The organism is Pigmentiphaga sp. H8, assembly GCF_003854895.1.
GTDB lineage: Bacteria > Pseudomonadota > Gammaproteobacteria > Burkholderiales > Burkholderiaceae_B > Pigmentiphaga.
Map to the genome: position 1 here is coordinate 2,676,969 of NZ_CP033966.1, position 23,504 is coordinate 2,700,472.

22 protein-coding genes are annotated in these 23,504 nt (G+C 66.5%); 17 read left to right on the forward strand and 5 right to left on the reverse strand.

Annotated features, from left to right (window positions below):
- The first annotated feature begins 17 nt into the window (after positions 1-17).
- Both EGT29_RS12755 and EGT29_RS12760 read left to right on the forward strand, forming a co-directional pair.
- Positions 18-977, forward strand: a complete 960-nt coding sequence (locus EGT29_RS12755; RefSeq protein WP_124689350.1) for a tripartite tricarboxylate transporter substrate binding protein — start codon at positions 18-20, stop codon at positions 975-977.
- 4 nt (positions 978-981) lie between these two features.
- Entirely contained in the window at positions 982-1,938 is a 957-nt protein-coding gene (locus tag EGT29_RS12760) for an NAD(P)-dependent oxidoreductase (RefSeq protein ID WP_124689351.1), read from the forward strand.
- Positions 1,939-1,953: 15 nt separating this feature from the next.
- On the opposite strand, the gene EGT29_RS12765 is transcribed toward EGT29_RS12760, so the two are convergent.
- Together EGT29_RS12765 and EGT29_RS12770 are read right to left on the reverse strand one after the other, a co-directional pair.
- Complete coding sequence (locus EGT29_RS12765) at positions 1,954-2,949, reverse strand: CoA ester lyase (RefSeq protein ID WP_124689352.1); 996 nt, start codon at positions 2,947-2,949, stop codon at positions 1,954-1,956.
- 130 nt (positions 2,950-3,079) lie between these two features.
- Positions 3,080-4,066, reverse strand: coding sequence for a malate dehydrogenase (locus tag EGT29_RS12770; protein ID WP_124689353.1), 987 nt, complete (start codon positions 4,064-4,066; stop codon positions 3,080-3,082).
- A 309-nt stretch (positions 4,067-4,375) separates the two neighbouring features.
- On the opposite strand from EGT29_RS12770, the gene EGT29_RS12775 reads away from it, so the two are divergent.
- The 11 genes from EGT29_RS12775 to EGT29_RS12825 all read left to right on the forward strand — a co-directional run bounded on the left by EGT29_RS12775 (position 4,376) and on the right by EGT29_RS12825 (position 13,448).
- Positions 4,376-5,185: a GntR family transcriptional regulator gene (locus EGT29_RS12775; RefSeq protein WP_124689354.1), complete on the forward strand. Its 810-nt coding sequence runs from the start codon at positions 4,376-4,378 to the stop codon at positions 5,183-5,185.
- A gap of 215 nt (positions 5,186-5,400) precedes the next feature.
- Entirely contained in the window at positions 5,401-5,814 is a 414-nt protein-coding gene (gene sdhC, locus EGT29_RS12780; protein ID WP_124689355.1) for a succinate dehydrogenase, cytochrome b556 subunit, read from the forward strand.
- Entirely contained in the window at positions 5,814-6,197 is a 384-nt protein-coding gene (sdhD, locus tag EGT29_RS12785; protein WP_124689356.1) for a succinate dehydrogenase, hydrophobic membrane anchor protein, read from the forward strand. Before sdhC ends, sdhD begins: the two co-directional genes overlap by 1 nt.
- 3 nt (positions 6,198-6,200) lie before the next feature.
- A complete protein-coding gene (gene sdhA, locus EGT29_RS12790; RefSeq protein WP_124689357.1) occupies positions 6,201-7,979 on the forward strand; it encodes a succinate dehydrogenase flavoprotein subunit in 1,779 nt (592 codons plus the stop codon).
- A 120-nt stretch (positions 7,980-8,099) separates the two neighbouring features.
- The gene (locus EGT29_RS12795) at positions 8,100-8,816 is read left to right on the forward strand and encodes a succinate dehydrogenase iron-sulfur subunit (protein WP_124689358.1); all 717 of its coding nucleotides are present in this window, start codon (positions 8,100-8,102) and stop codon (positions 8,814-8,816) included.
- Positions 8,817-8,823: 7 nt separating this feature from the next.
- Entirely contained in the window at positions 8,824-9,084 is a 261-nt protein-coding gene (locus EGT29_RS12800; protein WP_192901812.1) for a succinate dehydrogenase assembly factor 2, read from the forward strand.
- Positions 9,085-9,131: 47 nt separating this feature from the next.
- Positions 9,132-10,442: a citrate synthase gene (gene gltA / locus EGT29_RS12805; protein ID WP_124689360.1), complete on the forward strand. Its 1,311-nt coding sequence runs from the start codon at positions 9,132-9,134 to the stop codon at positions 10,440-10,442.
- Between the two features lie 206 nt (positions 10,443-10,648).
- On the forward strand, positions 10,649-10,906 hold the full coding sequence (locus tag EGT29_RS12810; RefSeq protein WP_124689361.1) for a hypothetical protein: 258 nt from the start codon (positions 10,649-10,651) through the stop codon (positions 10,904-10,906).
- Positions 10,903-12,012, forward strand: a complete 1,110-nt coding sequence (locus tag EGT29_RS12815; RefSeq protein WP_124689362.1) for a class I SAM-dependent methyltransferase — start codon at positions 10,903-10,905, stop codon at positions 12,010-12,012. Before EGT29_RS12810 ends, EGT29_RS12815 begins: the two co-directional genes overlap by 4 nt.
- Complete coding sequence (locus tag EGT29_RS12820) at positions 12,009-12,431, forward strand: nuclear transport factor 2 family protein (protein ID WP_124689363.1); 423 nt, start codon at positions 12,009-12,011, stop codon at positions 12,429-12,431. Before EGT29_RS12815 ends, EGT29_RS12820 begins: the two co-directional genes overlap by 4 nt.
- Before the next feature lie 42 nt (positions 12,432-12,473).
- Positions 12,474-13,448, forward strand: coding sequence for a tripartite tricarboxylate transporter substrate binding protein (locus EGT29_RS12825; RefSeq protein ID WP_124689364.1), 975 nt, complete (start codon positions 12,474-12,476; stop codon positions 13,446-13,448).
- 3 nt (positions 13,449-13,451) lie between these two features.
- Here the strand turns inward: EGT29_RS12825 and EGT29_RS12830 are convergent, their stop codons facing one another.
- Both EGT29_RS12830 and EGT29_RS12835 read right to left on the reverse strand, forming a co-directional pair.
- Positions 13,452-13,979 carry a rhodanese-like domain-containing protein gene (locus EGT29_RS12830; protein WP_124689365.1) on the reverse strand — a complete coding sequence of 176 codons (528 nt, stop codon included), beginning with the start codon at positions 13,977-13,979 and terminating at the stop codon, positions 13,452-13,454.
- Entirely contained in the window at positions 13,976-14,308 is a 333-nt protein-coding gene (locus EGT29_RS12835; protein ID WP_124689366.1) for a helix-turn-helix transcriptional regulator, read from the reverse strand. Before EGT29_RS12835 ends, EGT29_RS12830 begins: the two co-directional genes overlap by 4 nt.
- A gap of 344 nt (positions 14,309-14,652) precedes the next feature.
- Between EGT29_RS12835 and aceA the strand changes: the two genes are divergently transcribed.
- From aceA to lpdA, 4 genes are all read left to right on the forward strand, one after another.
- Complete coding sequence (gene aceA, locus EGT29_RS12840; RefSeq protein ID WP_124689367.1) at positions 14,653-15,972, forward strand: isocitrate lyase; 1,320 nt, start codon at positions 14,653-14,655, stop codon at positions 15,970-15,972.
- A gap of 332 nt (positions 15,973-16,304) precedes the next feature.
- On the forward strand, positions 16,305-19,172 hold the full coding sequence (locus EGT29_RS12845; protein WP_124689368.1) for a 2-oxoglutarate dehydrogenase E1 component: 2,868 nt from the start codon (positions 16,305-16,307) through the stop codon (positions 19,170-19,172).
- Positions 19,173-19,269: 97 nt separating this feature from the next.
- Complete coding sequence (gene odhB, locus EGT29_RS12850; protein ID WP_124689369.1) at positions 19,270-20,496, forward strand: 2-oxoglutarate dehydrogenase complex dihydrolipoyllysine-residue succinyltransferase; 1,227 nt, start codon at positions 19,270-19,272, stop codon at positions 20,494-20,496.
- A gap of 133 nt (positions 20,497-20,629) precedes the next feature.
- Positions 20,630-22,057 carry a dihydrolipoyl dehydrogenase gene (lpdA, locus tag EGT29_RS12855; RefSeq protein ID WP_124689370.1) on the forward strand — a complete coding sequence of 476 codons (1,428 nt, stop codon included), beginning with the start codon at positions 20,630-20,632 and terminating at the stop codon, positions 22,055-22,057.
- 63 nt (positions 22,058-22,120) lie between these two features.
- Here lpdA and purB read toward each other — a convergent pair whose 3' ends face one another.
- On the reverse strand, positions 22,121-23,479 hold the full coding sequence (gene purB, locus EGT29_RS12860) for an adenylosuccinate lyase (RefSeq protein WP_124689371.1): 1,359 nt from the start codon (positions 23,477-23,479) through the stop codon (positions 22,121-22,123).
- Positions 23,480-23,504 lie beyond the last annotated feature (25 nt).

Below are 23,504 nucleotides of genomic sequence, written 5' to 3' on the forward strand. Positions count from 1 at the left end.
CAATCAAGGAGACGATCATGAACTTTCCGGTCCGATGGTGGGGCGCGTGCGCCCTGGCGGGAGCGATGCTGGCGGGCTTGCCGGCGCGGGCGGCGGAGTGGCCCGAGCGACCGCTGCACTTCATCACGACTTCCGCCGCCGGCTCGCCGCTCGACACGATGATGCGCGCGCTGGGCAAGGAGCTGGGCGACGTGCTGGGACAGACGGTGGTGGTGGAGAACCGTCCCGGCGGCACCGGGGCGGTGGGGATGAACATGGCCCTGAACGCGCCGGCCGACGGCTACACGGTCGTCTCGGCCACCGGATCCACGTCGTTCCTGATGGCCGAGAAGGACAGCCGCTTCCAGCCGTCCGACTTCATCTTCCTGCGGGCCTTGCAGACCGAGCCGTCCAGCGTGGCCGTGCGCAAGGACAGCCCGTACCGCAGCCTGAAGGATCTGGTCGAGGCCTTGAAGCGCCAGCCCGACAAGGTCAACATTGGCGGCTATGCCACCGCCGGTTTCCACCAATACGTGCTGTACCGCCTGGAGCAGAAGGCGGGCTTCAAGTCGACCTGGATTCCGTACCAGGGCGGCAACCAGGCGCTGCTGGCGCTGATGGGCGGGCACCTGCACGCCGCGGTGATCACGCCCAGCACGGCCATGGCCCAGATCCGCAGCGGCGACGTGCGCCTGCTGGGCATCAGCAGCGAGTCGCGCAGCGAGTTCTTTCCCGACGTGCCGACCTTTCGCGAGCAGGGGTACGATGTGGTGGAGACGCTGTGGCGCGGCGTGATGGTGACCAAGGGCACGCCGCCCGTGGTTACGGCACGGCTGGTGCGGGGCATGGAGGACGTCGAGAAGCGGCCCGCGTGGAAGACCTTCATGCGCGAGAACATGCAGGACGGCATGCCGCTGTCGCAGCCGGACCTGCAGCGTTTCGTCGCCAGCGAGGTCGCTGACCGGCGGCAGTTCCTGATGTCGCTGCAGAAGAAATAAGGCAATGAATATTCTTTGTTCGGAACGCGGCGCGCGGGAACTGAGCGACGCCGGCATCCTGGCGCGCTGGCCCGGCCAGGTCAACCTGATCGGCATCGGGCAGGCCGACCAGGCGGACGTGGTCTTCCTGACGCGCGACGTCGTCTGGCCTTCGACCGACGACTGGCTGGCGCCGGCGACCGCGGCGTTCTATGACGCGATGCTGGCAGCCCCCAGGCTGCGCTGGGTCCACACCTATGCCTCGGGCGCCGACCGGCGCATCTACCACGACCTGCGCGCGCGCGGCGTCCAGGTCACCAACTCCGCCGGCGCCAACGCTGGCGCGGTGGCCCAGACGGCGCTGGCGGGCTTCCTGTATTTCGCCCGCCGGCTGCACACGGCGCGCCGCCAGCAACTGGAGAAGCGCTGGCAGCCGATGGCGCACGACGAGGTCCGCGCGCTGCGCAGCACCGAGGCGATGGTGGTGGGGTGGGGCGAGATCGGCAGCCGCATCGGGCAATACCTGGCCACGCTCGGCATGCCGCTGCGGGTGCTGCGCCAGAGCGCGGAACCGGTGGCGGGCGTGGGCGCCACCGGCGGCTACGAACGCTTCCACGAATGGGTCGGGCAGGTGGACTGGGTGTTCTTCGCCTGCCCGCTGTCGCCGGCCACGCGGGGGCTGTTCAACATGCGCACGCTGGACGTGCTGCGGGCCGAGCGGCCGCTGGGCGTGGTCAACGTGGCGCGTGGGCCCCTGATCGACACGCAGGCGCTGCTGGCGGCCCATGAGCGCGGGCTGGTGCGCCATGCCCACCTGGACGTCTTCGACACCGAGCCGCTGCCGCCGGATCATCCATTGTGGGACTGCGACGATTTCCTCGTGACGCCCCACATGGCGGGGACCTCGGACGGCAATCGCGAGGAGGTCGTGGAGCGTTTCCTGGGGCTGTTCGCCCGCTACCTGGAGGTGGGCGGAAGCTGAGGCCGGCGGCCCGGTTCAGGAAAAGAACTGGCGCCGCGCCTCGGCCGACACGTCCACGCCGGCGGCATGGGCGCGCCGCAGCACGTCCCAGTAGTAGCGGTAGCTGGCGCGGTCGTGCAGCCGGCCGGCCTGCGGGTCGCCGTCGCGGATGGGCCCCCAGTCGGCGCGCGCGGCGGCCAGCAGGATGCGCTCGGCATCGGCGACGTCGGCCGCGGTGGGCAACAGGGCCTCGACGATGGGGTCGATCTGCGAGGGATGGATGCTCCACATGCGCGTGTAGCCGAATTCGCGTCCGGCGCGCAGGGCGGCGCGCGAGATGACCTCGGGCGCGTTCAGTTCGGTGACGACGTTATGCGAGGGCACCTTGCCATAGGCGTGGCAGGCCGCGGCGATCTCGAGCTTGGCGCGGGCGATCAGCGGATGGTCGAACTGGCCTTCGGCGGTCAGCGCGTGCGCGGGGATGGCGCCGTGGTGCGAGGACACGAAGTCCATCAGCCCGAAGGACAGGCATTCGATGGCGGGATGGGCGGCGATGCGGAAGACTTCGCGCAGCGCGCCGTGGGTCTCGATCAGGACGTGGACGGGGATCTTGCGGTCCAGTCCCATTTCCATGCCTATGCGTTCGATGGATTCGGCGGCGTTGAGGGCGTCGTTGGCGGAGTTGACCTTGGGGACGGTGATGTAGGCCAGCCTGGCGCCGGCGATGCCGATGAGGATGTCGAGGTCGCTGATGAAGGAGGGGTGGTTGACGTCGTGGACACGGACGCCGACGCGGCCGTGGCGGTTGGCGTCGCTGGCGGCCAGGCGGGCGGCCATTTCGGCGTGCTCGGCTTCGCGGCCGACGGCGGCGCCGTCCTCGCAGTCCAGGGTGACGTCGAAGACGGGGCCGGCCTGGGCCTGGCGTTCCAGGCTTTTCTGCATCAGCTTTTCGGAGCCGGCGTAGTGGTCGCAGACGGGAAGCACCGCGGGGGGCTTGGCGGACTGGTGCAGGACTTCGGAGGGGTGTTTCATGGGGCGCTGTTCTGTCTGGGTTCTTGAGACGGCCGTGTCTGGGGCAAAAAAAAGCACGCGAGACGATATCGTACTCGCGTGCTTCCGCTGCCGCAGCGCCCCCTTGGGGGACGCCAGCGCGCAGAGGGGATCAGAGCAGATGCTTGACGCCGTCGCGCTCTTCGGTCAGCTCTTTCAGCGTCAGGTCCATGCGCTCGCGCGAGAAGGCGTCGATCTCGAGGTCCTTGACGACCGCGTATTCGCCGTTCTTCGTGATGACGGGAACGCCGTAGATGATGCCTTCGGGGATGCCGTACGAGCCGTCCGAGGGAACGCCCATCGTGACCCACTTGCCGTTGCTGCCCAGGATCCAGTCGCGGACGTGGTCGATGGCGGCGTTGGCGGCGGAGGCGGCGGAGGACAGGCCGCGAGCGTCGATGATGGCGGCGCCGCGCTTGCCCACGGTCGGGATGAAGGTGTTGCGGTTCCACTCGTCGTCATTGACCACCGACAGGGCGGGCTTGCCGGCCAGGGTGGCGAAGCGGAAGTCGGGGTACATCGTGGGCGAGTGGTTGCCCCAGACGATCAGCTTTTCGATGTCGCCGACGGCGACGCCGGCCTTGGCGGCCAGTTGCGACAGGGCGCGGTTGTGGTCCAGGCGCAGCATGGCGGTGAAGTTGCGGGCGGGCAGGTCCGGGGCCGACTTCATCGCGATGTAGGCGTTGGTGTTGGCGGGGTTGCCCACGACCAGCACCTTGACGTTGCGGCTGGCGACGGCGTTCAGGGCCTTGCCCTGGGCCGTGAAGATCTGGGCGTTGACCGTCAGCAGGTCCTTGCGCTCCATGCCGGGGCCGCGGGGGCGGGCGCCGACCAGCAGGGCCACGTCGGCGTCCTTGAAGGCGGTCATGGGATCGCTGTGGGCGGTGACTTCCTTCAGCAGCGGGAAGGCGCAGTCCTCGAGCTCCATGATGACGCCCTTGAGTGCCTTCTGCGCCTTTTCATCGGGGATTTCCAGCAGCTGCAGGATGACCGGCTGGTCCTTGCCGAGCATTTCGCCGGAAGCGATGCGGAACAACAGGGCGTAGCCGATCTGGCCGGCGGCGCCGGTGACGGCAACACGCATTGCGGGCTTGGTCATATGAGTCTCCGAAGAGGATGGGGGTGAGTGAGAATGACGCGACGCGCAGTGTAACTCCGCAGGGGAAGGTCACGGCGCGATGCACGAAGGGGGATCGGGGATGGGAAGTCGACGGCCACGGCCAGGGAAGGGCGGCTGGGCGCCAGGGTGCTGCGGGCGGCGCGGCAAGCGTGGGTCGGCATGATCGTGGGAGTGTAGAAAAATCGCCGTTGACCGTCAATAAACATATCTTATGTTTTATATAAGACATAAGATTTTTTTACGGGTTGCGTTGGACATCGCGGGTTACGCTGTGACACAATCCCGGCCATGCCGTTCAAGCCCCACCCGCCCTGCCTGTCCGCTTCGACCGACGCGCCCGCGACGGCCGGCCCGGCCGTGGCTCCGGAGCCGGGTGCCCCGGGCGCGGCATTCAGTCCTTTATACAGGCAAATCAAGGGCCTGATCCTGCAAAGCCTGGATCGCGGCGAATGGAAGCCGGGCGAGGCCATTCCTAGCGAACTGGACCTGGCCGCCCGCTTCAAGGTCAGCCAGGGCACGGTGCGCAAGGCCATCGACGAGCTGGCCGCCGACAACATCCTGCTGCGCCGCCAGGGCAAGGGCACCTTCGTCGCCACCCATCACGAGGACCGCGTCCGGTTCCGCTTCCTGCGCCTGGCGCCCGACGACGGGCAGCACGCCCGCTCGCGCAGCCGCTTCCTGGAATGCCGCCGCCTGCGCGCGCCGGCCGAAGTGGCCAAGGCGCTGGAGCTGCGCGCGGGCGACAGCGTGGTGCTGGTGCGCCGCGTGCTGTCGTTCGGCCAGGTCCCCACGGTCATCGACGAGATCTGGCTGCCGGGCTCCCTGTTCCGGGGGCTGACGGCCGAGCGCCTGGCGGAATACAAGGGGCCGATGTACGGCCTGTTCGAAAGCGAGTTCGGCGTGCGCATGATCCGCGCCGACGAGAAGATCCGCGCGGTGCCGGCCGGAGTGCCGGAGGCCGAGCTACTGGATATCGAGGCGGGAACGCCTCTGCTGCAGGTCGAGCGTATCTCGTTCACCTACGGCGATCGCCCGGTCGAGATGCGCCGCGGGCTGTATCTGACTTCGCGCTACCACTACCGGAACAGCCTCAATTGATGCCGTTTTGGGACACGATTTGATACGGTGGCGCTGAATGGGCGAAAATAGCAGGGTTTGCCTTACTCGGCGGCTTTCGGGCGGCTCCACGACGCCGGCTCCTGGAACCCCGACGAAAGCCTGGCCCGCCGGCCCGGCTTTCCTGGACGACTCCTGACGCCCTGTCACGCAACAATGGTTTTTTTCATGGTTCGCTTACTTTACCCGAGGTCGTGATGTCCGACTCTGCCGCAAAACCCCGCCCACAGTTCAGAAATATCAATATCACGCAGATCGCGCGCTACCGCCTGCCGCTGGCCGGCAAGGTGTCGATCCTGCACCGCATTTCCGGCTTCGCGCTGTTCCTGGCGCTGCCGCTGGTGCTGCTGCCGCTGTTCGAGCGCAGCCTGATTTCTGAGATCGGCTTCGCGCAGTTCCACGATTTCGCTTCGCATCCCTTGGTCAAGATCGTCCTGCTGGGCCTGATCTGGGCATACCTGCATCACTTCTGTGCGGGCATCCGGTTCCTGGCGCTGGATCTGCACAAGGGACTGGAAAAGCACGCCGCCCAGCGTAGCGCGGGCATCGTGCTGGTCGTCAGCCTGGCGCTGACCGTCGTCTTCGGTTTGAAACTGTTCGGAGTATTCTGATGTCGGCCCCGCAAAATATCGGTCCCAAGCGCCTGGTCGTCGGCGCGCACTACGGCGTGAAGGACTGGGTCCTCCAGCGCGTCACCGCCGTCATCCTCGTCATCTACACGCTGGTGCTGGGCATCGGCGCGCTGGTCACTCCGGAATTCACCTACGAAAACTGGGTGCGCCTGTTCAATTTCGAAGTGCTCAGCTTCCCCCTGGGCAAGCTGCTGGCCATGCTGGCCTTCATATCGCTTGCCTATCACGCCTGGATCGGCGTGCGTGACATCTGGATGGACTACGTCAAGCCGACGGGCATCCGCCTGGCGCTGGAAGTCCTGACCGTTCTGTGGCTGGTCGGCTCCGTCGTCTATGCCGCTCAAATTCTGTGGAGAATCTAAGTCGTGGCCGCCGTTAAATCTTCTCTTCCGCGCCGCCAGTTCGATGTGGTGGTCGTCGGCGCCGGTGGATCCGGCATGCGTTGCTCGCTGCAGCTGGCCCAGGCCGGCCTGAGCGTCGCCGTTTTCTCCAAGGTGTTCCCGACCCGCTCGCACACCGTCGCGGCGCAGGGCGGCATCGGCGCCTCGCTGGGCAACATGAGCGAGGACAACTGGTTCTGGCACATGTACGACACCGTCAAGGGGTCGGATTGGCTGGGCGACCAGGACGCCATCGAATTCATGTGCCGCGAGGCCACCAACGCGGTCTACGAGCTCGAGCACTTCGGCATGCCGTTCGACCGCAACCCCAACGGCACGATCTACCAGCGTCCGTTCGGCGGCCATACCGCCAACTTCGGCGAAAAGCCGGTGCAGCGCGCCTGTGCCGCGGCCGACCGGACCGGCCATGCGCTGCTGCATACGCTCTACCAGCGCAACGTCGCCGCCCGTACCCAGTTCTTCGTCGAGTGGATGACGCTGGACCTCGTCCGTGACTCCGAGGGCGACGTGGTGGGCGTGACCGCGCTGGAAATGGAAACCGGCGAGATCTACATCTTCGAAGCCAAGACCACCGTGCTGGCCACGGGCGGCGCGGGCCGCATCTGGGCCGCCTCGACCAACGCCTTCATCAACACCGGCGACGGCCTGGGCATGGCGGCGCGCGCGGGCCTGCCGCTGGAAGACATGGAATTCTGGCAATTCCACCCCACCGGCGTGGCCGGTGCCGGCGTGCTGATCACCGAGGGCGTGCGCGGCGAGGGCGGTATCCTGCTGAACAAGGACGGCGAGCGCTTCATGGAGCGCTATGCCCCGACGCTGAAGGATCTGGCGCCGCGCGACTTCGTGTCGCGCTCGATGGACCAGGAAATCAAGGAAGGCCGCGGTGCGGGCCCCCACGGCGACTACGTGCTGCTCAAGCTCGATCACCTGGGCGCCGATACGATCAACAAGCGCCTGCCGTCGATCCGCGAGATCGCGATCAAGTTCGCGAACGTCGATCCCATCAAGGAACCGATCCCGGTCGTGCCGACCATCCACTACCAGATGGGCGGCATTCCGACCAACTATCACGGCCAGGTGGTCGTGCCCAAGGACGGCAACCCGAACACGGTGGTCAACGGCCTGTACGCCATCGGCGAATGCGCCTGCGTGTCGGTACACGGCGCCAACCGCCTGGGCACGAACTCGCTGCTCGACCTGGTGGTGTTCGGCCGCGCGGCCGGCAACCACATCGTCGGCGCCGATCTCAAGCGCCGCAGCCACAAGGACCTGCCGGCCGACGCCGCGGACTTCACGCTGGGCCGTGTCGACGTGCTGGAAAGCCGCAAGCAGGGCGAGCGCGTGCAGAACGTCGCCAACGACATCCGCAATTCCATGCAGCGCCACTGCGGCGTGTTCCGCACCCAGACGCTGCTGGACGAAGGCGTGGGGCAGATCCTGGAACTGGCCGAGCGCGCCAAGAGCGTCGCCTTCCAGGACCATTCCAAGGTCTTCAACATGGCCCGCGTGGAAGCGCTGGAGCTGGAGAACCTGATCGAAGTGGCCAAGGCGACCATCGTGTCGGCCGCCGCCCGCAACGAGAGCCGCGGCGCCCATGCGCACAGCGACTTCCCCGAGCGCGACGACCAGAACTGGCTGCGCCACTCGCTGTGGTACGCGGAAGGCAACCGCCTCGATTACAAGCCCGTGACGATGAAGCCGCTGACCGTCGACAGCTTCCCGCCCAAGGCGAGGACGTTCTAACCGATATGACCACCCCTTCCCAGGGCGCCGCGGATCCGGCTCCGCCGGTCCGCCAGCGCCGCCCCCTGGGGGGCGCGCGAAGCGCGTAGGGGGGGACCCCAACTTTTTTGGAGTGCTCTGATGAGTGCTAAACGTGTTGTGAAGTTCGAGATCTACCGCTACGACCCCGACAAGGACCAGCGTCCCTACATGCAGAAGCTCGAGGTCGAGCTGGGTCCCAACGACAAGATGCTGCTTGACGCGCTGGTGCGCATCAAGAACGACGTCGACGACAGCCTGTCCTTCCGCCGCTCGTGCCGCGAGGGCGTGTGCGGGTCCGACGCCATGAACATCAACGGCAAGAACGGCCTGTCGTGCACGACCAACCTGCTCGACCTGAAGCAGCCCATCGTGCTCAAGCCGCTGCCCGGCCTGCCGGTCATCCGCGACCTGATCGTGGACATGACCCACTTCTTCAACCAGTACCACTCGGTCAAGCCGTTCCTGATCAACGACACGCCGCCGCCCGAGAAGGAGCGCCTGCAGTCGCCCGAGGCCCGCGAAGAGCTGGACGGCCTGTATGAGTGTATTCTGTGTGCTTGCTGCTCGACGTCGTGCCCGTCGTTCTGGTGGAACCCCGACAAGTTCGTGGGCCCGGCCGGGCTGCTGCAGGCATACCGCTTCCTCGCGGACAGCCGCGACGAAGCGACCGGGGAACGTTTGGATAACCTCGAGGATCCATACCGTTTGTTCCGTTGCCACACCATCATGAACTGCGTCGATGTCTGTCCCAAGGGGCTGAACCCCACCCGGGCAATAGGCAAGATCAAGGAAATGATGGCCCGGCGGGCGATCTGACGCCGTGGTGCCGGAGTTTTCCCTGCATGACCGGACGCGCCTGCGTTGGCGCGCCCGGCGCGGACTGCTCGAGAACGACCTGATACTGACGCGTTTCCTGGACGCGTACGAATCCCGGCTTACCGACGCCGACGTGGCGGAGTTGACCCGGTTGCTCGAGCTGTCCGACAACGAGCTGATGGACTATCTGTTGGCTCGCAAGGAACCCGAGGGAGACCTTGCTACGCCAGCCATGCGGGACTTGCTGAAGCGGCTGCGCTCGGTGTGAGCGGCCGGAGTCCATGTGAATTGATTTTGATGGAAGAGGAACATCCGATGAAACTGTCCGACAAGAAAGCGACCCTGACGTTCTCCGATGGGAGCCAGGGTGCCGAGTTTCCGGTTTATGAAGGCACGATCGGCCCGTCGGTCGTGGATATCCGCAAGCTGTACGCGCAAACCGGGATGTTCACTCTCGATCCTGGTTTCATGTCGACGGCCGCTTGCTCGTCCAGCATCACCTACATCGACGGCGACAAGGGCGAACTGCTGTACCGCGGCTATCCGATCGAGCAACTGGCGGTCAAGTGCGACTTCCTGGAAACCAGCTACCTGATCCTGAACGGCGAACTGCCCAACGCCAAGCAGAAGGCTGACTTCGACCATCTCGTGACCCATCACACCATGGTCAACGAGCAGCTGCAGTTCTTCCTGCGCGGCTTCCGCCGCGACGCCCACCCGATGGCCGTGCTGACCGGCCTGGTGGGCGCGCTGTCGGCGTTCTACCATGACTCGATCGACATCACCCAGCCCAAGCACCGCGAGATCTCGGCCATCCGCCTGATCGCCAAGATGCCCACGCTGGTCGCCATGGCCTACAAGTACTCGGTCGGCCAGCCCTACGTCTATCCGAAGAACGACCTGTCCTACACCGGCAACTTCCTGCGCATGATGTTCGCCACGCCGTGCGAGGAATACCAGGTGAACCCGGTCATCGAGCGCGCGCTCGACCGCATCTTCATCCTGCACGCCGACCACGAGCAGAACGCCTCGACCTCGACCGTGCGCCTGTGCGGTTCGTCGGGCACCAACCCGTTCGCGGCCATCGCGGCGGGCGTGGCTTGCCTGTGGGGCCCGGCCCACGGCGGCGCCAACGAAGCGGCGCTGCAGATGCTGGAAGACCTGCTGGCCGCCGGCGGCGTCGACAAGCTGGGCGAGTTCGTCGCCAAGGTCAAGGACAAGGATTCGGGCGTGCGCCTGATGGGCTTCGGCCACCGCGTCTACAAGAACTACGACCCCCGCGCCAAGCTGATGCAGGAAACCTGCCGCGAAGTGCTGGAAGCCATGGGCCTGCAGGACGATCCGCTGTTCAAGCTGGCCATGGCCCTGGAAAAGATCGCCCTGGAAGACGACTACTTCGTCCAGCGCAAGCTGTACCCGAACGTCGACTTCTACTCGGGTATCGTCCAGCGCGCCATCGGCATCCCGACCCAGCTGTTCACGGCCATCTTCGCGCTGGCCCGCACCGTGGGCTGGATCGCGCAGTGGGACGAAATGATCTCCGATCCCGACTACAAGATCGGCCGTCCCCGCCAGCTGTTCACCGGCTCGCCCGCGCGCGACGTGCCGGACCTGGGCAAGCGTTGATTCCTCGGCCGGCGGCTTGCCGCCGGTGAGTAAGCGTCATCCCTGAAAACCCGCCTGCTTGCAGGCGGGTTTTTTATTCTCCGATGTTTTACTGTCAACAGTTAAGGAAAGGAAATCTAGGGAAAACCTAGATATGGATACGTTGTAAAGCCAGGGTCTATCCATTAATGTGTCAACACATTGGCATGTTGATGGTGATTCAGGACATGGCGTTGGCTACCCCCTCGGCCGCGGAGCGGCCAGAGCAGATCTTTTTCAACGATCCGGTGCTCGATCGCCTCATGGGGGTGACGCTGGCGCTGGCCGCCGAGGTGCACATGCTGCGCGAGCGCGTGCGCGACCTGGAGGAGGCGAGGGGCCCGGGCCTGCCCGATGCCGCCGCGCGGCGGGACGATGCGGCGGCCTTCGCCGCCCATGTGCTGGAGCCGCTGCTGGGACGGCAGTCGGCCAGGGGGCCGCTATGAAGGAAACCAGGCAGGGCCCGGCCGACAGGGACGACGAACGGGACCGGGCCGCCTACCAGCGCTTCGTCGCGGCGGCGCGAGGCTATTGGGCCCGCGAAATGTTCGCCTCGCTGCTCGATCAGGTGGAACGCGACATCCCCGCCTGGAACGCCGCTCGGGCTACCTCCGCCGGGTTCCGCGCCCGGGTCGAGGAACATCCCACGCACCAGGTCTTCGCCTGGATGGAGCGGCACCTGCAGCGGATGCGCTACTCCGGACCGTACGGCCTGGTCGCCGGCGTCGAGGCCTGCCGCGATGCGCTGGGCCGGGTGTTGGACGAACCCCTGCCGCCGGGGCTGCTGAGCCTGGATCCGGACCTGCGGCCGCCCGCCTACTATGCCGAATGGGACATCCACCAGCATCCGGGCGGCCTGGGCGGCGATGCCCTGGCGGCCTTCGTCTACCAGGACGCGGTGGGAGGCGGCGTCGTCGGCAAGCCGGCGCTGCATGAACGTTTCGCGCAGGCGGTGCTCGCCGCCTGCCACCCCAAGCGGGTGCTGGATCTCGGCTGTGGATTCGGCCGCAGCAGCGTGGCGTTCGGCCGGGCGGCGCCCGGCGCCCACGTGCATGGCATCGACCTGTCGGCCAGTTGCGTATCGCTCGCGGCGCACGATGCGCCGCCCGTGCTGCGGTCACGGCTCAGTTTCGCCCAGGCCGATGCGCTGGCCAGCGGGCTGCCGGACGCAGGCTTCGACCTGGTCACGTCCACGATGCTGCTGCACGAGATGCCCGAAGGCGCCGTTCGCGCCTTGATCCGCGAGACGGGCCGCCTGACGGCGGCGGGCGGGATGGTCGCGCACCTGGATTTCCTGCCGCCGGACGATCCGCTGCTGGCGATGCTTTACGCGGGCCATGCGCGGCGCAACAACGAACCCTATCTGCTCGAGCACAGCCGGATCGATCTCGCGCAGGCCTATCGCGAAGCGGGGTTCGAGCGCGTCGAAGTCGCCGATTTCGCGGAAGAAGCGGGCGCGCTGTCGAATCCGCCGCACGCCTGGCGCCTGCCGTGGAAGATGATCGTGGCCCGCAAGCCGGCTGCAACCGGCGCGCAAGGAAGGCCGCAATGACGCCCCGCCAGCAGGACATGCAGGCCGCCATCGACGTGGTGGGCGATTACCTGGCCGCGCTGGAAGCGCGCGAGGTGGATCGGGCCCAGGCCCGGCTGCACGAAGGGGCGCGCATCGTCGGTCCCGGGGGCAATCCGGCCACGTCGGTGGCCGGGATCGTGGCGAATTCCTCCCGCCGCTATCAGTGGGTGGGCAAGCATATCGAGCGCTACGACGCGATGCCGGCGGACGACGGGAGCGTCATCGTTTACTGCCTGGGCACGCTGCATGGCCGCTGGCCCGACGGCACAGCCTTCGACGGCATCCGCTTCATCGACCGCTTCGAGCTGCGCGCGGGCCGCATCCTCAGCCAGCAGGTCTGGAACGACGCGGCCGAGCACCGGCTCAGGCGCGCGGCGGCCGCCGCCGGCGCCGCGTAGCCGCGCCCACATTTCCCCCCAACTACCGCACGAGTCCCCGCTATGCCGCTCACCCGTTCTCCGAAGTTGCTTGCCCTGTGCCTGGTTCCCGTTCTTGCCGTCGCGGGCCTGCGCGCGGCCGGCGCCCAGCCTTTTCCGTCGAAGCCGATCACCATCGTCGTACCTTACGCGCCGGGCGCCACCGACGGCCAGGCGCGCCAGTTGGCCGAGGTGGCCTCGCGCGAGCTGGGGCAGCCGATCGTCGTCGAGAGCCGGGATGGCGCCGGCGGTGCCATCGGCGCGGGCTTCGTGGCCAAGTCCAGGCCGGACGGCTACACGATTCTTTATGCCGCGCCGGCCGTGGTCACGGTCGCGCCGCTGGTCGGCAACGCACCGTATCGCTACGAGGACCTGCGCGGGCTGGCCCGCGCCAGCGTGACGCCGCATCTGCTGGCGGCCCGCGTCGATGCGCCGTTCAAGACGTTGCCGGAGCTGCTGGCCTACGCGAAGGCCAATCCCGGCAAGGTGACCTTCGGCAGCCCGGGCAACGGCACCGCCGTGCACCTGGCGGGCGAGGCGTTCGCCGAGGCCGCGGGCATCAAGCTCAGCCACGTGCCGTACCGAGGGCTGGCGCCGGCGGTAACGGCGGCATCGGGGGGCTTCGTCGACCTGGTCCTGGGCGCGCCGGGAACGATCAATACGCAGATCCAGGGCGGCCGCCTGCGGGCGCTGGCGCAGTTCGGCGCGACGCGCACGGACGAGCTGGCGGCGATCCCGACCTTGAAGGAAGCCGGCGTGGACTTGTCCCTGCGCGCGGATTTCGGCCTGTTCGTGCCCAAGGGCACGCCCGACGACGTCATGAAGAAACTGAGCACGGCTTTCGCCGCGGCCGTCCAGTCCGACTCCTTCCGCAATTTCGTGACGCGCGACCTGGTCGCGCCGGCCTATCTGCCGCCGGCCGAGTACCAGCGCGTGGTGGATGAAGAGCGCGACATCTACGCCCGGGTCGTACCCAAGCTGTCGCTGGGCGCCAAATAGGCCTCAGGCGGCCAGGCCGCGCCGGTTCCACGGCAGCCTGGCCAGAACGCGGGCCAGGCCGCAGAAGCCGGACACGCCGGCGAAAACCAGGCCGCCGCCCACCAGCCCCGACAGCAAGTGAAACCAGGGGCTGACCGCCAGGCCCAGGACCACGCCCAACGTGACCAGCGTGCCGGCAACGATCTGGACCTGCCGCTGGAGTTCCAGCGGCTGGGAGCGGTCCTGCACGACGGGCAGGCCGGCGCGTTTCCAGGCATCGAGTCCGCCTTCCAGGATACGAGCATCGCCAGGGGCGCGAGCGGCCAGCGCCTGCGCATGCATGCGGGTGCGGTTGCCGGACCGGCAGTGAAAGACGACGAGCGTGCCCGAACCGGCCAGCGGCCCGACATCCGCCAGCCGGGCGAACGGAATGTGGCGCGCCCCCGGAATGCGTTCCCGCGCGTGCTCGTCGGCATCGCGGATGTCGACCAGCAGGGCACCCTGGTCGAGCAGGGTGGAGACGGCGTGGGGTTCGAGCAGGCGTGGCGTCATGTCGTGCTGTCCTTGGGCGAGGGGCAGAAGATTCCCTTGAGCGTGGCGATCAGCCGTTCCACGTCGGGATTGGCGATGCGGTAGTGCAGGGTCTGGGATGTCCTGCGGAACGAGATCAGTCCTTCGTCGCGCATCCGGGCCAGGTGCTGGGACAGCGCGGACTGGCTGAGCGGCACCTGCGCCAGCAGTTGGCCCACCGTGAGTTCGCCGTGTTCGATCAGCAGGCACAGCACCAGCAGCCGCGATTCGTTGCCCACCGAGCGCAGCAGCGCCGCGGCCCGGGCGGCTCCTTCCTGCATGAAGCGCTGGTCTTCCGGAGATGAAGGCATGGATGCGTAATATTAGAAAATACTAATTTAGAAAATTCTAATTAAATACCCGATGCTTGTCCATCGATGGGGGCAATTCTCGTATCTTGGATCGATTCCGCACATCGCAAAATCGCATTCGCCCAATGGTTGCTCCGCAATAAAACCGGCTTTCACAAGCCGGTTTTTTGTTTCTCATCATGGAATTTTAATTTCAACTTATTGATTTTATTAAATAAAAAATAATTCTTGTAGAAGACTAAAAGCGTTGATTGCGTTGCAGCATATCTATAGATTGTTTCTTACCCGGCACCGCGGCCGCCAGGATTTCCAACCGTCGTTCACTACCCTTGAAGGAGACATCCATGTCCCAACGCAACGCCGAAATCGAGAAGCTGGAGCAGGAGTGGCGCGAGAACCCGCGCTGGAAGGGCATACGCCGGGGCTACGACGCCGAACGGGTCGTCGCGCTGCGCGGCTCGGTGCAACCCGAGCACACCCTGGCGCGCCGGGGTGCCGAGAAGCTCTGGAAAATGCTGAACGAGGAACCCTTCGTCAATTCGCTGGGCGCGATGACGGGCAACCAGGCCATGCAGCAGGTGAAGGCGGGGCTGCGCGCCATCTACCTGTCGGGCTGGCAGGTCGCGGGGGATGCCAACCTGGCGGGCGAGATGTACCCCGACCAGTCCCTGTATCCGGCCAATTCCGTCCCGTCGGTCGTGCGCCGCATCAACAATGCCTTGCAGCGCTGCGACCAGGTCCAGTGGATGGAGGGAGGCCGGCCGGGCGCGTCGGACTACATCGATTATTTCGCCCCCATCGTGGCCGATGCCGAGGCGGGCTTCGGCGGCGTCCTGAACGCCTTCGAGCTGATGAAGGCCATGATCGACGCGGGCGCCGCCGGCGTGCATTTCGAGGATCAACTGGCCTCGGTCAAGAAGTGCGGCCACATGGGCGGCAAGGTCCTGGTGCCCACGCGCGAGGCCGTCTCCAAGCTGGTCGCCGCGCGGCTGGCCGCCGATACGCTGGGCGTGCCGACGCTGTTGCTGGCCCGCACGGATGCCGACGCGGCCGACCTGATCACCAGCGACGTCGACGAGAATGACCGCCCGTTCATCACCGGCGATCGGACCGTCGAAGGCTTCTTCCGCACGCGGGCGGGCATCGACCAGGCCATTTCCCGCGGGCTGGCCTATGCGGCCTATGCCGACCTGATCTGGTGCGAGACCTCGACCCCCAACCTGGACTATGCGCGCCGCTTCGCCGAGGCCGTCCATAAGCAGTACCCGGGCAAGCTGCTGGCCTACAACTGCTCGCCGTCGTTCAACTGGAAGAAGAACCTGGACGACGCCACGATCGCCAGGTTCCAGCGCGAGCTGGGCGCCATGGGCTACAAGTTCCAGTTCATCACGCTGGCCGGCTTCCATGCGCTGAACTACGGCATGTTCGACCTGGCCTACGGCTACGCCCGCGAGCAGATGACGGCCTTCGTGGCCCTCCAGCAGAAGGAGTTCGCCGCGGCCGAGCGCGGCTTCACGGCGGTCAAGCACCAGCGCGAGGTCGGCACCGGCTATTTCGATGCGGTGACCCAGGCGGTGGAGGGCGGCCGTTCGTCCACCACGGCGCTGCACGGCTCGACCGAGGCCGAGCAGTTCGAGGAGCATGCCGAGCAGAAAGTGGCGTGAGCGTGAAGAGGGCGTGATGGCGTCTCCCGATGTGGTGCATGCACCGCATCGGGAGCAGGAGGGCGCTGCGTTGCAGCACCGGAACTTAAGGACATGCGCGGGGTCATCCAGTACAGTGGTTGTCGTCCAAACCGCCACACTGGCTCGGCTTTTCCGAGCAAGGGAATTCCCCAAGTGCTATGCTTTACAGGTTTATTGATTTAATTCCTTCCAACCGAAAGGTTCCATCAACCGCCTTCTGCACTAGCTATCCGCTAATCGGCCAAGCCGTGTCGCGGAAGGTCCGTCCTGCATCGAACGGGTGAAACACCCGGCAAGGTGAAGCGCAAATCATGTCCAGCATCCAAGAATCCAGCACCTCGTATCTGTTCGGGGGTAATGCGCCGTACGTGGAAGAACTCTACGAGGCCTACCTCGACAATCCGGGTTCCGTTCCCGACAACTGGCGCAATTACTTCGACCAGTTGCAGCACACGCCGGCGGTTGACGGCCAGGAATCCACCCGCGACCAGGCCCATGCGCCGGTCATCGAATCCTTCGCCCAGCGCGCGCGTGCCAATGCCTTCCTGCCGCGTACCGCCGAAAGCGACCTGTCGGTCGCGGGCAAGCAAGTCCACGTCCAGTCCATCATCGCCGCCTACCGCTACCTCGGTGCGCGCTGGGCCGATCTCGACCCGCTGCAGCGCCAGGAACGCCCGGCCATCCCCGAACTGGAGCCCAGCTTCTACGGCCTGACCGAATCCGACATGGACAAGGTCTACTCCGCTACCAACACCTACTTCACGACCGCCGAGCACATGACGCTGCGCGAGATCGTGAAGGCGCTGCGCGACACGTATTGCCGCAGCATCGGCGTCGAGTTCATGCACGTGTCCGACCCGGTCATCAAGCGCTGGATCCAGCAACGCCTGGAAAGCACGCAAGCCACGCCCAGCCTGTCGGCCGACCAGAAGAAGCACGTGCTGGACCGCCTGACCGCGGCCGAGGGCCTGGAGCGCTACCTGCACACCAAGTATGTCGGCCAGAAGCGCTTCTCGCTGGAAGGCGGCGAAAGCTTCATCGCGGCCATCGACGAGCTGATCCAGCATGCCGGGGAAGTCGGCATCCAGGAAGTGGTGCTGGGCATGGCCCACCGCGGCCGCCTGAACGTGCTGGTCAACACCCTGGGCAAGATGCCCAAGGACCTGTTCGCCGAATTCGAAGGCAAGTACGACGACGGCGGCCTGGCTGCCGGCGACGTGAAGTACCACAAGGGCTTCTCGAGCGACGTCTCGACCCGTGGCGGCCCCGTCCACGTGTCGCTGGCGTTCAACCCCTCGCACCTGGAAATCGTCAACCCCGTGGTCGAAGGTAGCGCCCGTGCGCGCCAGGAACGCCGCGGCATGGAAGGCGGCAAGCAGGTGCTGCCGGTGCTGGTCCACGGCGACGCCGCCTTCATCGGCCAGGGCGTCGTGATGGAAACCCTGAACCTGGCGCAAACCCGCGGCTACGGCACGGGCGGCACGGTCCACCTGGTCATCAACAACCAGATCGGCTTCACCACCTCCGATCCGCGCGACACCCGCTCCACGCTGTATTGCACCGACGTGGTCAAGATGATCGAGGCGCCGGTGCTGCACGTGAACGGCGACGATCCCGAAGCCGTCGTGTTCGCCACCCGCCTGGCCCTGGACTTCCGCGTCGAGTTCCAGAAGGACATCGTGGTCGACATCGTCTGCTTCCGCAAGCTGGGCCACAACGAGCAGGACACCCCCGCGCTGACCCAGCCGCTGATGTACAAGCGCATCGGCCAGCACCCCGGCACGCGCAAGCTGTACGCCGACAAGCTGGCGGTGCAGGGCGTGATCGGCGCCGACGAGGGCGACGAATTCGTCAAGCGCTTCCGCTCGGCGATGGACGAAGGCCGCCATACGGTCGACCCCGTCCTGACCGACTACAAGAACAAGTACGCCGTCGACTGGTCGCCCTTCCTGGGCCGCAAGTGGACGGACGCCGCCGACACCTCGATGCCGCAGGCCGAGTTGAAGCGCCTGGGCGAGCGCATCACCACGGTGCCGGAAGGCTTCAAGGTCCACCCCATCGTCGAGAAGGTCCTGGCCGACCGCCGTGCCATGGCGCGCGGTGAAATGAACCTGGACTGGGGCATGGGCGAGCACCTGGCCTTCGCCAGCCTGGTGGCCGCGGGCTACCCCGTGCGGCTGACCGGGCAGGATTCGGGCCGCGGCACCTTCACCCACCGCCATGCCGTGCTGCACGACCAGAAGCGCGAGCGCTGGGATTCGGGCGTGTACGTGCCGCTGCAGAACGTGTCCGAGGCGCAGGCGCCGTTCCGCGTCATCGATTCGCTGCTGTCCGAGGAAGCCGTCATGGGCTTCGAATACGGCTACTCGACCGCCGAACCCAATTCGATGGTGATCTGGGAAGGCCAGTTCGGCGACTTCGCCAACGGCGCCCAGGTCGTGATCGACCAGTTCATCAGCTCGGGCGAAGCCAAGTGGGGCCGCCAGTCGGGCCTGGTGCTGATGCTGCCGCACGGCTACGAAGGGCAGGGCCCGGAGCACTCGTCGGGCCGCATCGAGCGCTTCCTGCAACTGTGCGCCGATACCAACATGCAAGTGGTGCAGCCGACCACCGCCGCGCAGATCTTCCACCTGCTGCGCCGCCAGATGATCCGCCAGTTCCGCAAGCCGCTGGTCATCTTCACGCCCAAGTCGCTGCTGCGCAACAAGGATGCCACCTCGCCGCTGTCCGACCTGAGCAAGGGTTCGTTCCAGACGCTGATCGGCGAAGTCGACGAGACCATCGACGCTTCCAAGGTCAAGCGCCTGCTGGTCTGCTCGGGCAAGGTCTACTACGACCTGGTCAACGCCCGCAAGGAGCGAGGCGCCAACGACGTGGCCATCGCCCGCGCCGAACAGCTGTATCCGTTCCCGCACAAGAGCCTGACCGCCGAGCTCAAGAAGTACCCGAACGCCACCGAGGTGGTCTGGGTGCAGGACGAGCCGCAGAACCAGGGCCCGTGGTTCTACGTGCAGCATCACCTGTACGAGAACATGAACGAAGGCCAGAAGCTCGCCTATGCCGGCCGTCCGGCCTCGGCGTCGCCGGCCGTCGGCTACTACTCCAAGCACATGGAGCAGTTGAAGGCGCTGCTCGACCAGTCCTTCGGCCGTCTCAAGGGCGTCGTGCTGACCAAGTGATCCTTACGTCCGGGACCGCCGCTTGCAGGCGGTCCCGGCTCCCGGCCGTCTGGCGCCGGACCCAGAAGAAACTCCCCATACTTGCGGAATAACTGACATGGCCATAGTCGACGTAAAAGTCCCCCAATTTTCTGAATCGGTGTCGGAAGGCACCCTGCTGACCTGGAAGAAGAAGCCGGGCGAAGCCATCTCGCGCGACGAAATCGTGATCGAGATCGAGACCGACAAGGTCGTGCTGGAAGTGCCGGCGCCCGCCGACGGCGTGCTGGCCGAGATCGTCAAGGCCGACGGCAGCACCGTCGTCTCGGAAGAAGTGATCGCCAAGATCGACACGGAAGGCAAGGCCGCCGCCGCTCCCGCCGCCGCTGCTCCGGCGCCTGCCGCCGCCGCCCCGGCTCCTGCCGCCGCACCCGCCGCAGCCCCGGCCGCCGCGCCCGCGACCTCGATCCCGTCGCCCGCCGCCGCCAAGCTGCTGGCCGAGCAGGGCATCTCGCCCGAGTCGGTGCAAGGCACGGGCCGCGGTGGCCGCATCACCAAGGGCGACGCCCTGGGCGCCGCCGCCGCGCCGGCCGCCAAGCCCGCTGCCGCGCCCGTCGTGAACGACGCCGCGACCCTGGTCAACGGCCGTCCCGAGCAGCGCGTGCCGATGAGCCGCCTGCGCGCCCGCGTGGCCGAGCGCCTGCTGCAGTCGCAATCGGAAAACGCCATCCTGACCACGTTCAACGAGGTCAACATGCAGGCCGTGATGGACCTGCGCGCCAAGTACAAGGACAAGTTCGAGAAGGAACACGGCGTCAAGCTGGGCTTCATGTCCTTCTTCGTGAAGGCCGCCGTGGCCGCGCTCAAGCGCTATCCCGTCATCAACGCCTCGGTCGACGGCAAGGACATCGTCTACCACGGCTACTTCGACATCGGCATCGCCGTCGGCAGCCCGCGCGGCCTGGTGGTGCCCATCCTGCGCAACGCCGACCAGCTCAGCCTGGCCGATATCGAGAAGAAGATCGCCGAATTCGGCCAGAAGGCCAAGGAAGGCAAACTCAGCCTGGACGACCTGACCGGCGGCACGTTCTCGATCTCGAACGGCGGCACCTTCGGCTCGATGCTGTCGACCCCCATCATCAACCCGCCGCAGTCGGCCATCCTGGGCGTGCACGCCACCAAGGACCGCGCCGTGGTGGAAAACGGCCAGATCGTCGTCCGTCCGATGAACTACCTGGCGATGTCCTACGACCACCGCATCATCGACGGCCGCGAAGCCGTGCTGGGCCTGGTCGCGATGAAGGAAGCCCTGGAAGACCCGCAGCGCCTGCTGCTAGATATTTAACCCCCCCTACGCGCTTACGCGCGCCCCCCAGGGGGCGGCACTGGCCGACCGGCGGAGCCGGATCGGCGGTGCCCTGGGTCAATACCCGCGTTGGCACTTGGGGGAGTTGGGTCCTTCTAACTGGAAGAATGAAATGAGTAAGCAATTCGACGTCGTCGTCATCGGTGCCGGTCCTGGCGGGTACATCGCCGCGATCCGCGCCGCACAACTGGGTATGTCGGTGGCCTGCATCGACGCCTGGAGCAACGCCAAGGGCGGTCCCGCCCCCGGCGGCACCTGCACCAACGTGGGCTGCATCCCCTCGAAGGCGCTGCTGCAATCGTCCGAATACTACGAGCACGCCGGCCACCACTTTGCCGACCATGGCATCGAGGTCAAGGGCCTGGGCCTGGACCTGGGCAAGCTGATCAGCCGCAAGGACACCGTCGTCAAGCAGAACAACGACGGCATCCTGTTCCTGTTCAAGAAGAACAAGGTCACCTTCTTCCATGGCACGGGCGCGTTCTCGGGCCAGGTCGACGGCGGCTGGTCGATCAAGGTTTCCGGCCCGGCCGAGGAAGAGCTCGTCGCCAAGCACGTGATCGTGGCGACCGGTTCCAGCCCGCGCGCGCTGCCCGACCTGCCGTTCGATGAAAAGCAGGTGCTGTCCAACGACGGCGCGCTGGCCATCGGCGGCGTGCCCAAGCGCCTGGGCGTGATCGGCGCCGGCGTGATCGGCCTGGAGCTGGGCAGCGTGTGGCGCCGCCTGGGTTCGGACGTGACCATCCTGGAAGCCATGCCCAATTTCCTGCCGGCCGCCGACGAGCAGATCGCCAAGGAAGCCCTGAAGGTCCTGACCAAGCAGGGCCTGAAGATCAATCTGGGCGTGAAGATCGCCGAGGTCAAGGCCGCGGCGAAGACCGTCACGGTCAAGTACACCGACGCCGCCGGCGCCGAGCAGTCGCTGGTCGTCGACAAGCTGATCGTGTCCATCGGCCGGGTGCCCAACACCCAGGGCCTGAACGCCGAAGGCGTGGGCCTGAAGCTGGACGAGCGCGGCTTCGTGGCGGTCGACGAAGACTGCCGCACCGGCCTGCCCAACGTCTGGGCCATCGGCGACGTCGTGCGCGGCCCCATGCTGGCGCACAAGGCCGAGGAAGAGGGCGTTGCCGTGGCCGAGCGTATCGCCGGCCAGCATGGCCACGTCAACTTCAACACGATCCCGTCGGTCATCTACACCTCGCCCGAGATCTCCTGGGTGGGCCAGACCGAGCAGGCGCTCAAGACCGAAGGCCGCGCCTACAAGACCGGCACCTTCCCGTTCCTGGCCAACGGCCGCGCCCGCGCGCTGGGCGACACGACCGGCATGGTCAAGGTCATCGCCGACGCCAAGACGGACGAGATCCTGGGCGTGCACATCATCGGCCCGCAGGCCTCCGAACTGATCTCGGAATGCGTGGTGGCCATGGAGTTCCGCGCGGCGTCGGAAGACATCGCCCGCATCTGCCATGCGCACCCGTCGCTGTCCGAGGCGGTCAAGGAAGCCGCCCTCGCGGTGGACAAGCGTTCCCTGAACTTTTGACCTCTTGAACACTGCCTGAGCAAAAAGAAAACGGCCGCAAGGCCGTTTTCTTTTGCGTGGTGGTCAGGCCGTGGCGCCGCGGTGGGCGGCCACGACGCGGTCCACGAAGGTGCCGGCGGCGCCGGTGTAGGCCTGGGGATCCAGCATGCGGTCGATGTCCTCGGGTTTCAGGTGGCGGGCGATGGTCGGGTTGGCCAGCAGGCCGTCCTTGAAGGTGCCACCTTGCTCGAACACGTCCATGCAGATCTCGTAGACCAGTTCGTGGGCTTCCTGCCTGCCCAGGTGGTCGCCCAGTTTCATCATGACGGCCTCGGACAGCAACAGGCCCTTCTGCACGGACAGGTTGCGTTCCATGTTGTTGCCGCGGACGGTCAGGCCGGCGGTAACGTAGGCCAGCTTGGCGAAGGCCGCGTCGGCCATGCAGCACAGGCGGGTGACGAATTCGCGTTCGGTCTGCAGCACGATCTTGTCGCGTTCGTGCTCGGCCATCATCCCTTCCAGTCCCAGCGCCACGGTGCTGCGGACGACGCGCGAGATCGCCACGATGCCCTCGCAGGCGGGCGGATTGCGTTTGTGGGGCATGGTGCTGCTGCCGACCTTGCCCAGGGTGAAGGGCTCTTCAAGCTCGGCGGTCTCGGTTTTCTGCAGGCTGTAGATTTCGTGGGCGATCTTGCCGGCGGTGCTGGTGCAGATCGCCAGCACGCAGGCCAGTTCGGCGATGCCGTCGCGCGCCACGTGCCAGCAGATCTCGGGGCAGGCCAGGCCCAGTTCCTGGAACAGCGCTTCCTGGACCGCGATGCCTTGGTCGCCCAGGGCGGCCAGCGTCCCGACCGCGCCGGAGAACTGGCCGACCAGCACCCGTTCCTTCATCTGCCGCAGGCGTTCCAGGTTGCGGCCGATCTCGGCGGCCCACACCGCGGCCTTGAAGCCGAAGGTGATGGGCAGGGCCTGCTGGCCGTGGCTGCGCCCGGCCATGGTCTGGTCGCGATGCCGTTCGGCCAGCGCGACGACGTGGGCTTGTGCCCGGCGGTAGTTGTTCTCGATCTGCTCCAGCGCTTCCTTGACCTGCAGGATGGTGCCGGTGTCGACGATGTCCTGCGTCGTCGCGCCCCAGTGGATGAATTCCCCGGTGTCGCCGTCGCACACTTTTTTCATGGCCCGCAGCAGCGGAACGATGGGGTGGCTGGTGCGGTCCATTTCCTGCTTCAGCTGCGCCAGGTCGATAAGCTCGACCCTGGCCTTGGCCTGGATTTCGTCGGCGGCGTGCTGGGGAATGATGCCCATGCGGGCCTGCACGCGGGCGAGTGCCGCTTCCACGTCCAGCCATTTCTGGACGGTCTGTTCGTCGCTGAAAATGCTTCGGGTGGCGGCGGTGCTGAACTGGTCTCGGAACAGCGCGCTGTCGATGACGTAGGCGCTCATGGGGCTGGTCTCCTGTCTGGGGGCG

What these genes read in the sequence shown, in the direction of transcription:
- EGT29_RS12820 (WP_124689363.1), top strand. Translation starts at nt 12,009, where the DNA reads ATGACGCCCCGCCAGCAGGACATGCAGGCCGCCATCGACGTGGTGGGC.
- EGT29_RS12755 (WP_124689350.1), top strand. Translation starts at nt 18, where the DNA reads ATGAACTTTCCGGTCCGATGGTGGGGCGCGTGCGCCCTGGCGGGAGCG.
- purB (WP_124689371.1), bottom strand. Translation starts at nt 23,479, where the DNA reads ATGAGCGCCTACGTCATCGACAGCGCGCTGTTCCGAGACCAGTTCAGC.
- EGT29_RS12815 (WP_124689362.1), top strand. Translation starts at nt 10,903, where the DNA reads ATGAAGGAAACCAGGCAGGGCCCGGCCGACAGGGACGACGAACGGGAC.
- aceA (WP_124689367.1), top strand. Translation starts at nt 14,653, where the DNA reads ATGTCCCAACGCAACGCCGAAATCGAGAAGCTGGAGCAGGAGTGGCGC.
- odhB (WP_124689369.1), top strand. Translation starts at nt 19,270, where the DNA reads ATGGCCATAGTCGACGTAAAAGTCCCCCAATTTTCTGAATCGGTGTCG.
- EGT29_RS12825 (WP_124689364.1), top strand. Translation starts at nt 12,474, where the DNA reads ATGCCGCTCACCCGTTCTCCGAAGTTGCTTGCCCTGTGCCTGGTTCCC.
- EGT29_RS12770 (WP_124689353.1), bottom strand. Translation starts at nt 4,066, where the DNA reads ATGACCAAGCCCGCAATGCGTGTTGCCGTCACCGGCGCCGCCGGCCAG.
- EGT29_RS12835 (WP_124689366.1), bottom strand. Translation starts at nt 14,308, where the DNA reads ATGCCTTCATCTCCGGAAGACCAGCGCTTCATGCAGGAAGGAGCCGCC.
- lpdA (WP_124689370.1), top strand. Translation starts at nt 20,630, where the DNA reads ATGAGTAAGCAATTCGACGTCGTCGTCATCGGTGCCGGTCCTGGCGGG.
- EGT29_RS12775 (WP_124689354.1), top strand. Translation starts at nt 4,376, where the DNA reads ATGCCGTTCAAGCCCCACCCGCCCTGCCTGTCCGCTTCGACCGACGCG.
- EGT29_RS12795 (WP_124689358.1), top strand. Translation starts at nt 8,100, where the DNA reads ATGAGTGCTAAACGTGTTGTGAAGTTCGAGATCTACCGCTACGACCCC.
- sdhC (WP_124689355.1), top strand. Translation starts at nt 5,401, where the DNA reads ATGTCCGACTCTGCCGCAAAACCCCGCCCACAGTTCAGAAATATCAAT.
- EGT29_RS12760 (WP_124689351.1), top strand. Translation starts at nt 982, where the DNA reads ATGAATATTCTTTGTTCGGAACGCGGCGCGCGGGAACTGAGCGACGCC.
- EGT29_RS12765 (WP_124689352.1), bottom strand. Translation starts at nt 2,949, where the DNA reads ATGAAACACCCCTCCGAAGTCCTGCACCAGTCCGCCAAGCCCCCCGCG.
- sdhD (WP_124689356.1), top strand. Translation starts at nt 5,814, where the DNA reads ATGTCGGCCCCGCAAAATATCGGTCCCAAGCGCCTGGTCGTCGGCGCG.
- EGT29_RS12810 (WP_124689361.1), top strand. Translation starts at nt 10,649, where the DNA reads ATGGCGTTGGCTACCCCCTCGGCCGCGGAGCGGCCAGAGCAGATCTTT.
- gltA (WP_124689360.1), top strand. Translation starts at nt 9,132, where the DNA reads ATGAAACTGTCCGACAAGAAAGCGACCCTGACGTTCTCCGATGGGAGC.
- EGT29_RS12830 (WP_124689365.1), bottom strand. Translation starts at nt 13,979, where the DNA reads ATGACGCCACGCCTGCTCGAACCCCACGCCGTCTCCACCCTGCTCGAC.
- EGT29_RS12845 (WP_124689368.1), top strand. Translation starts at nt 16,305, where the DNA reads ATGTCCAGCATCCAAGAATCCAGCACCTCGTATCTGTTCGGGGGTAAT.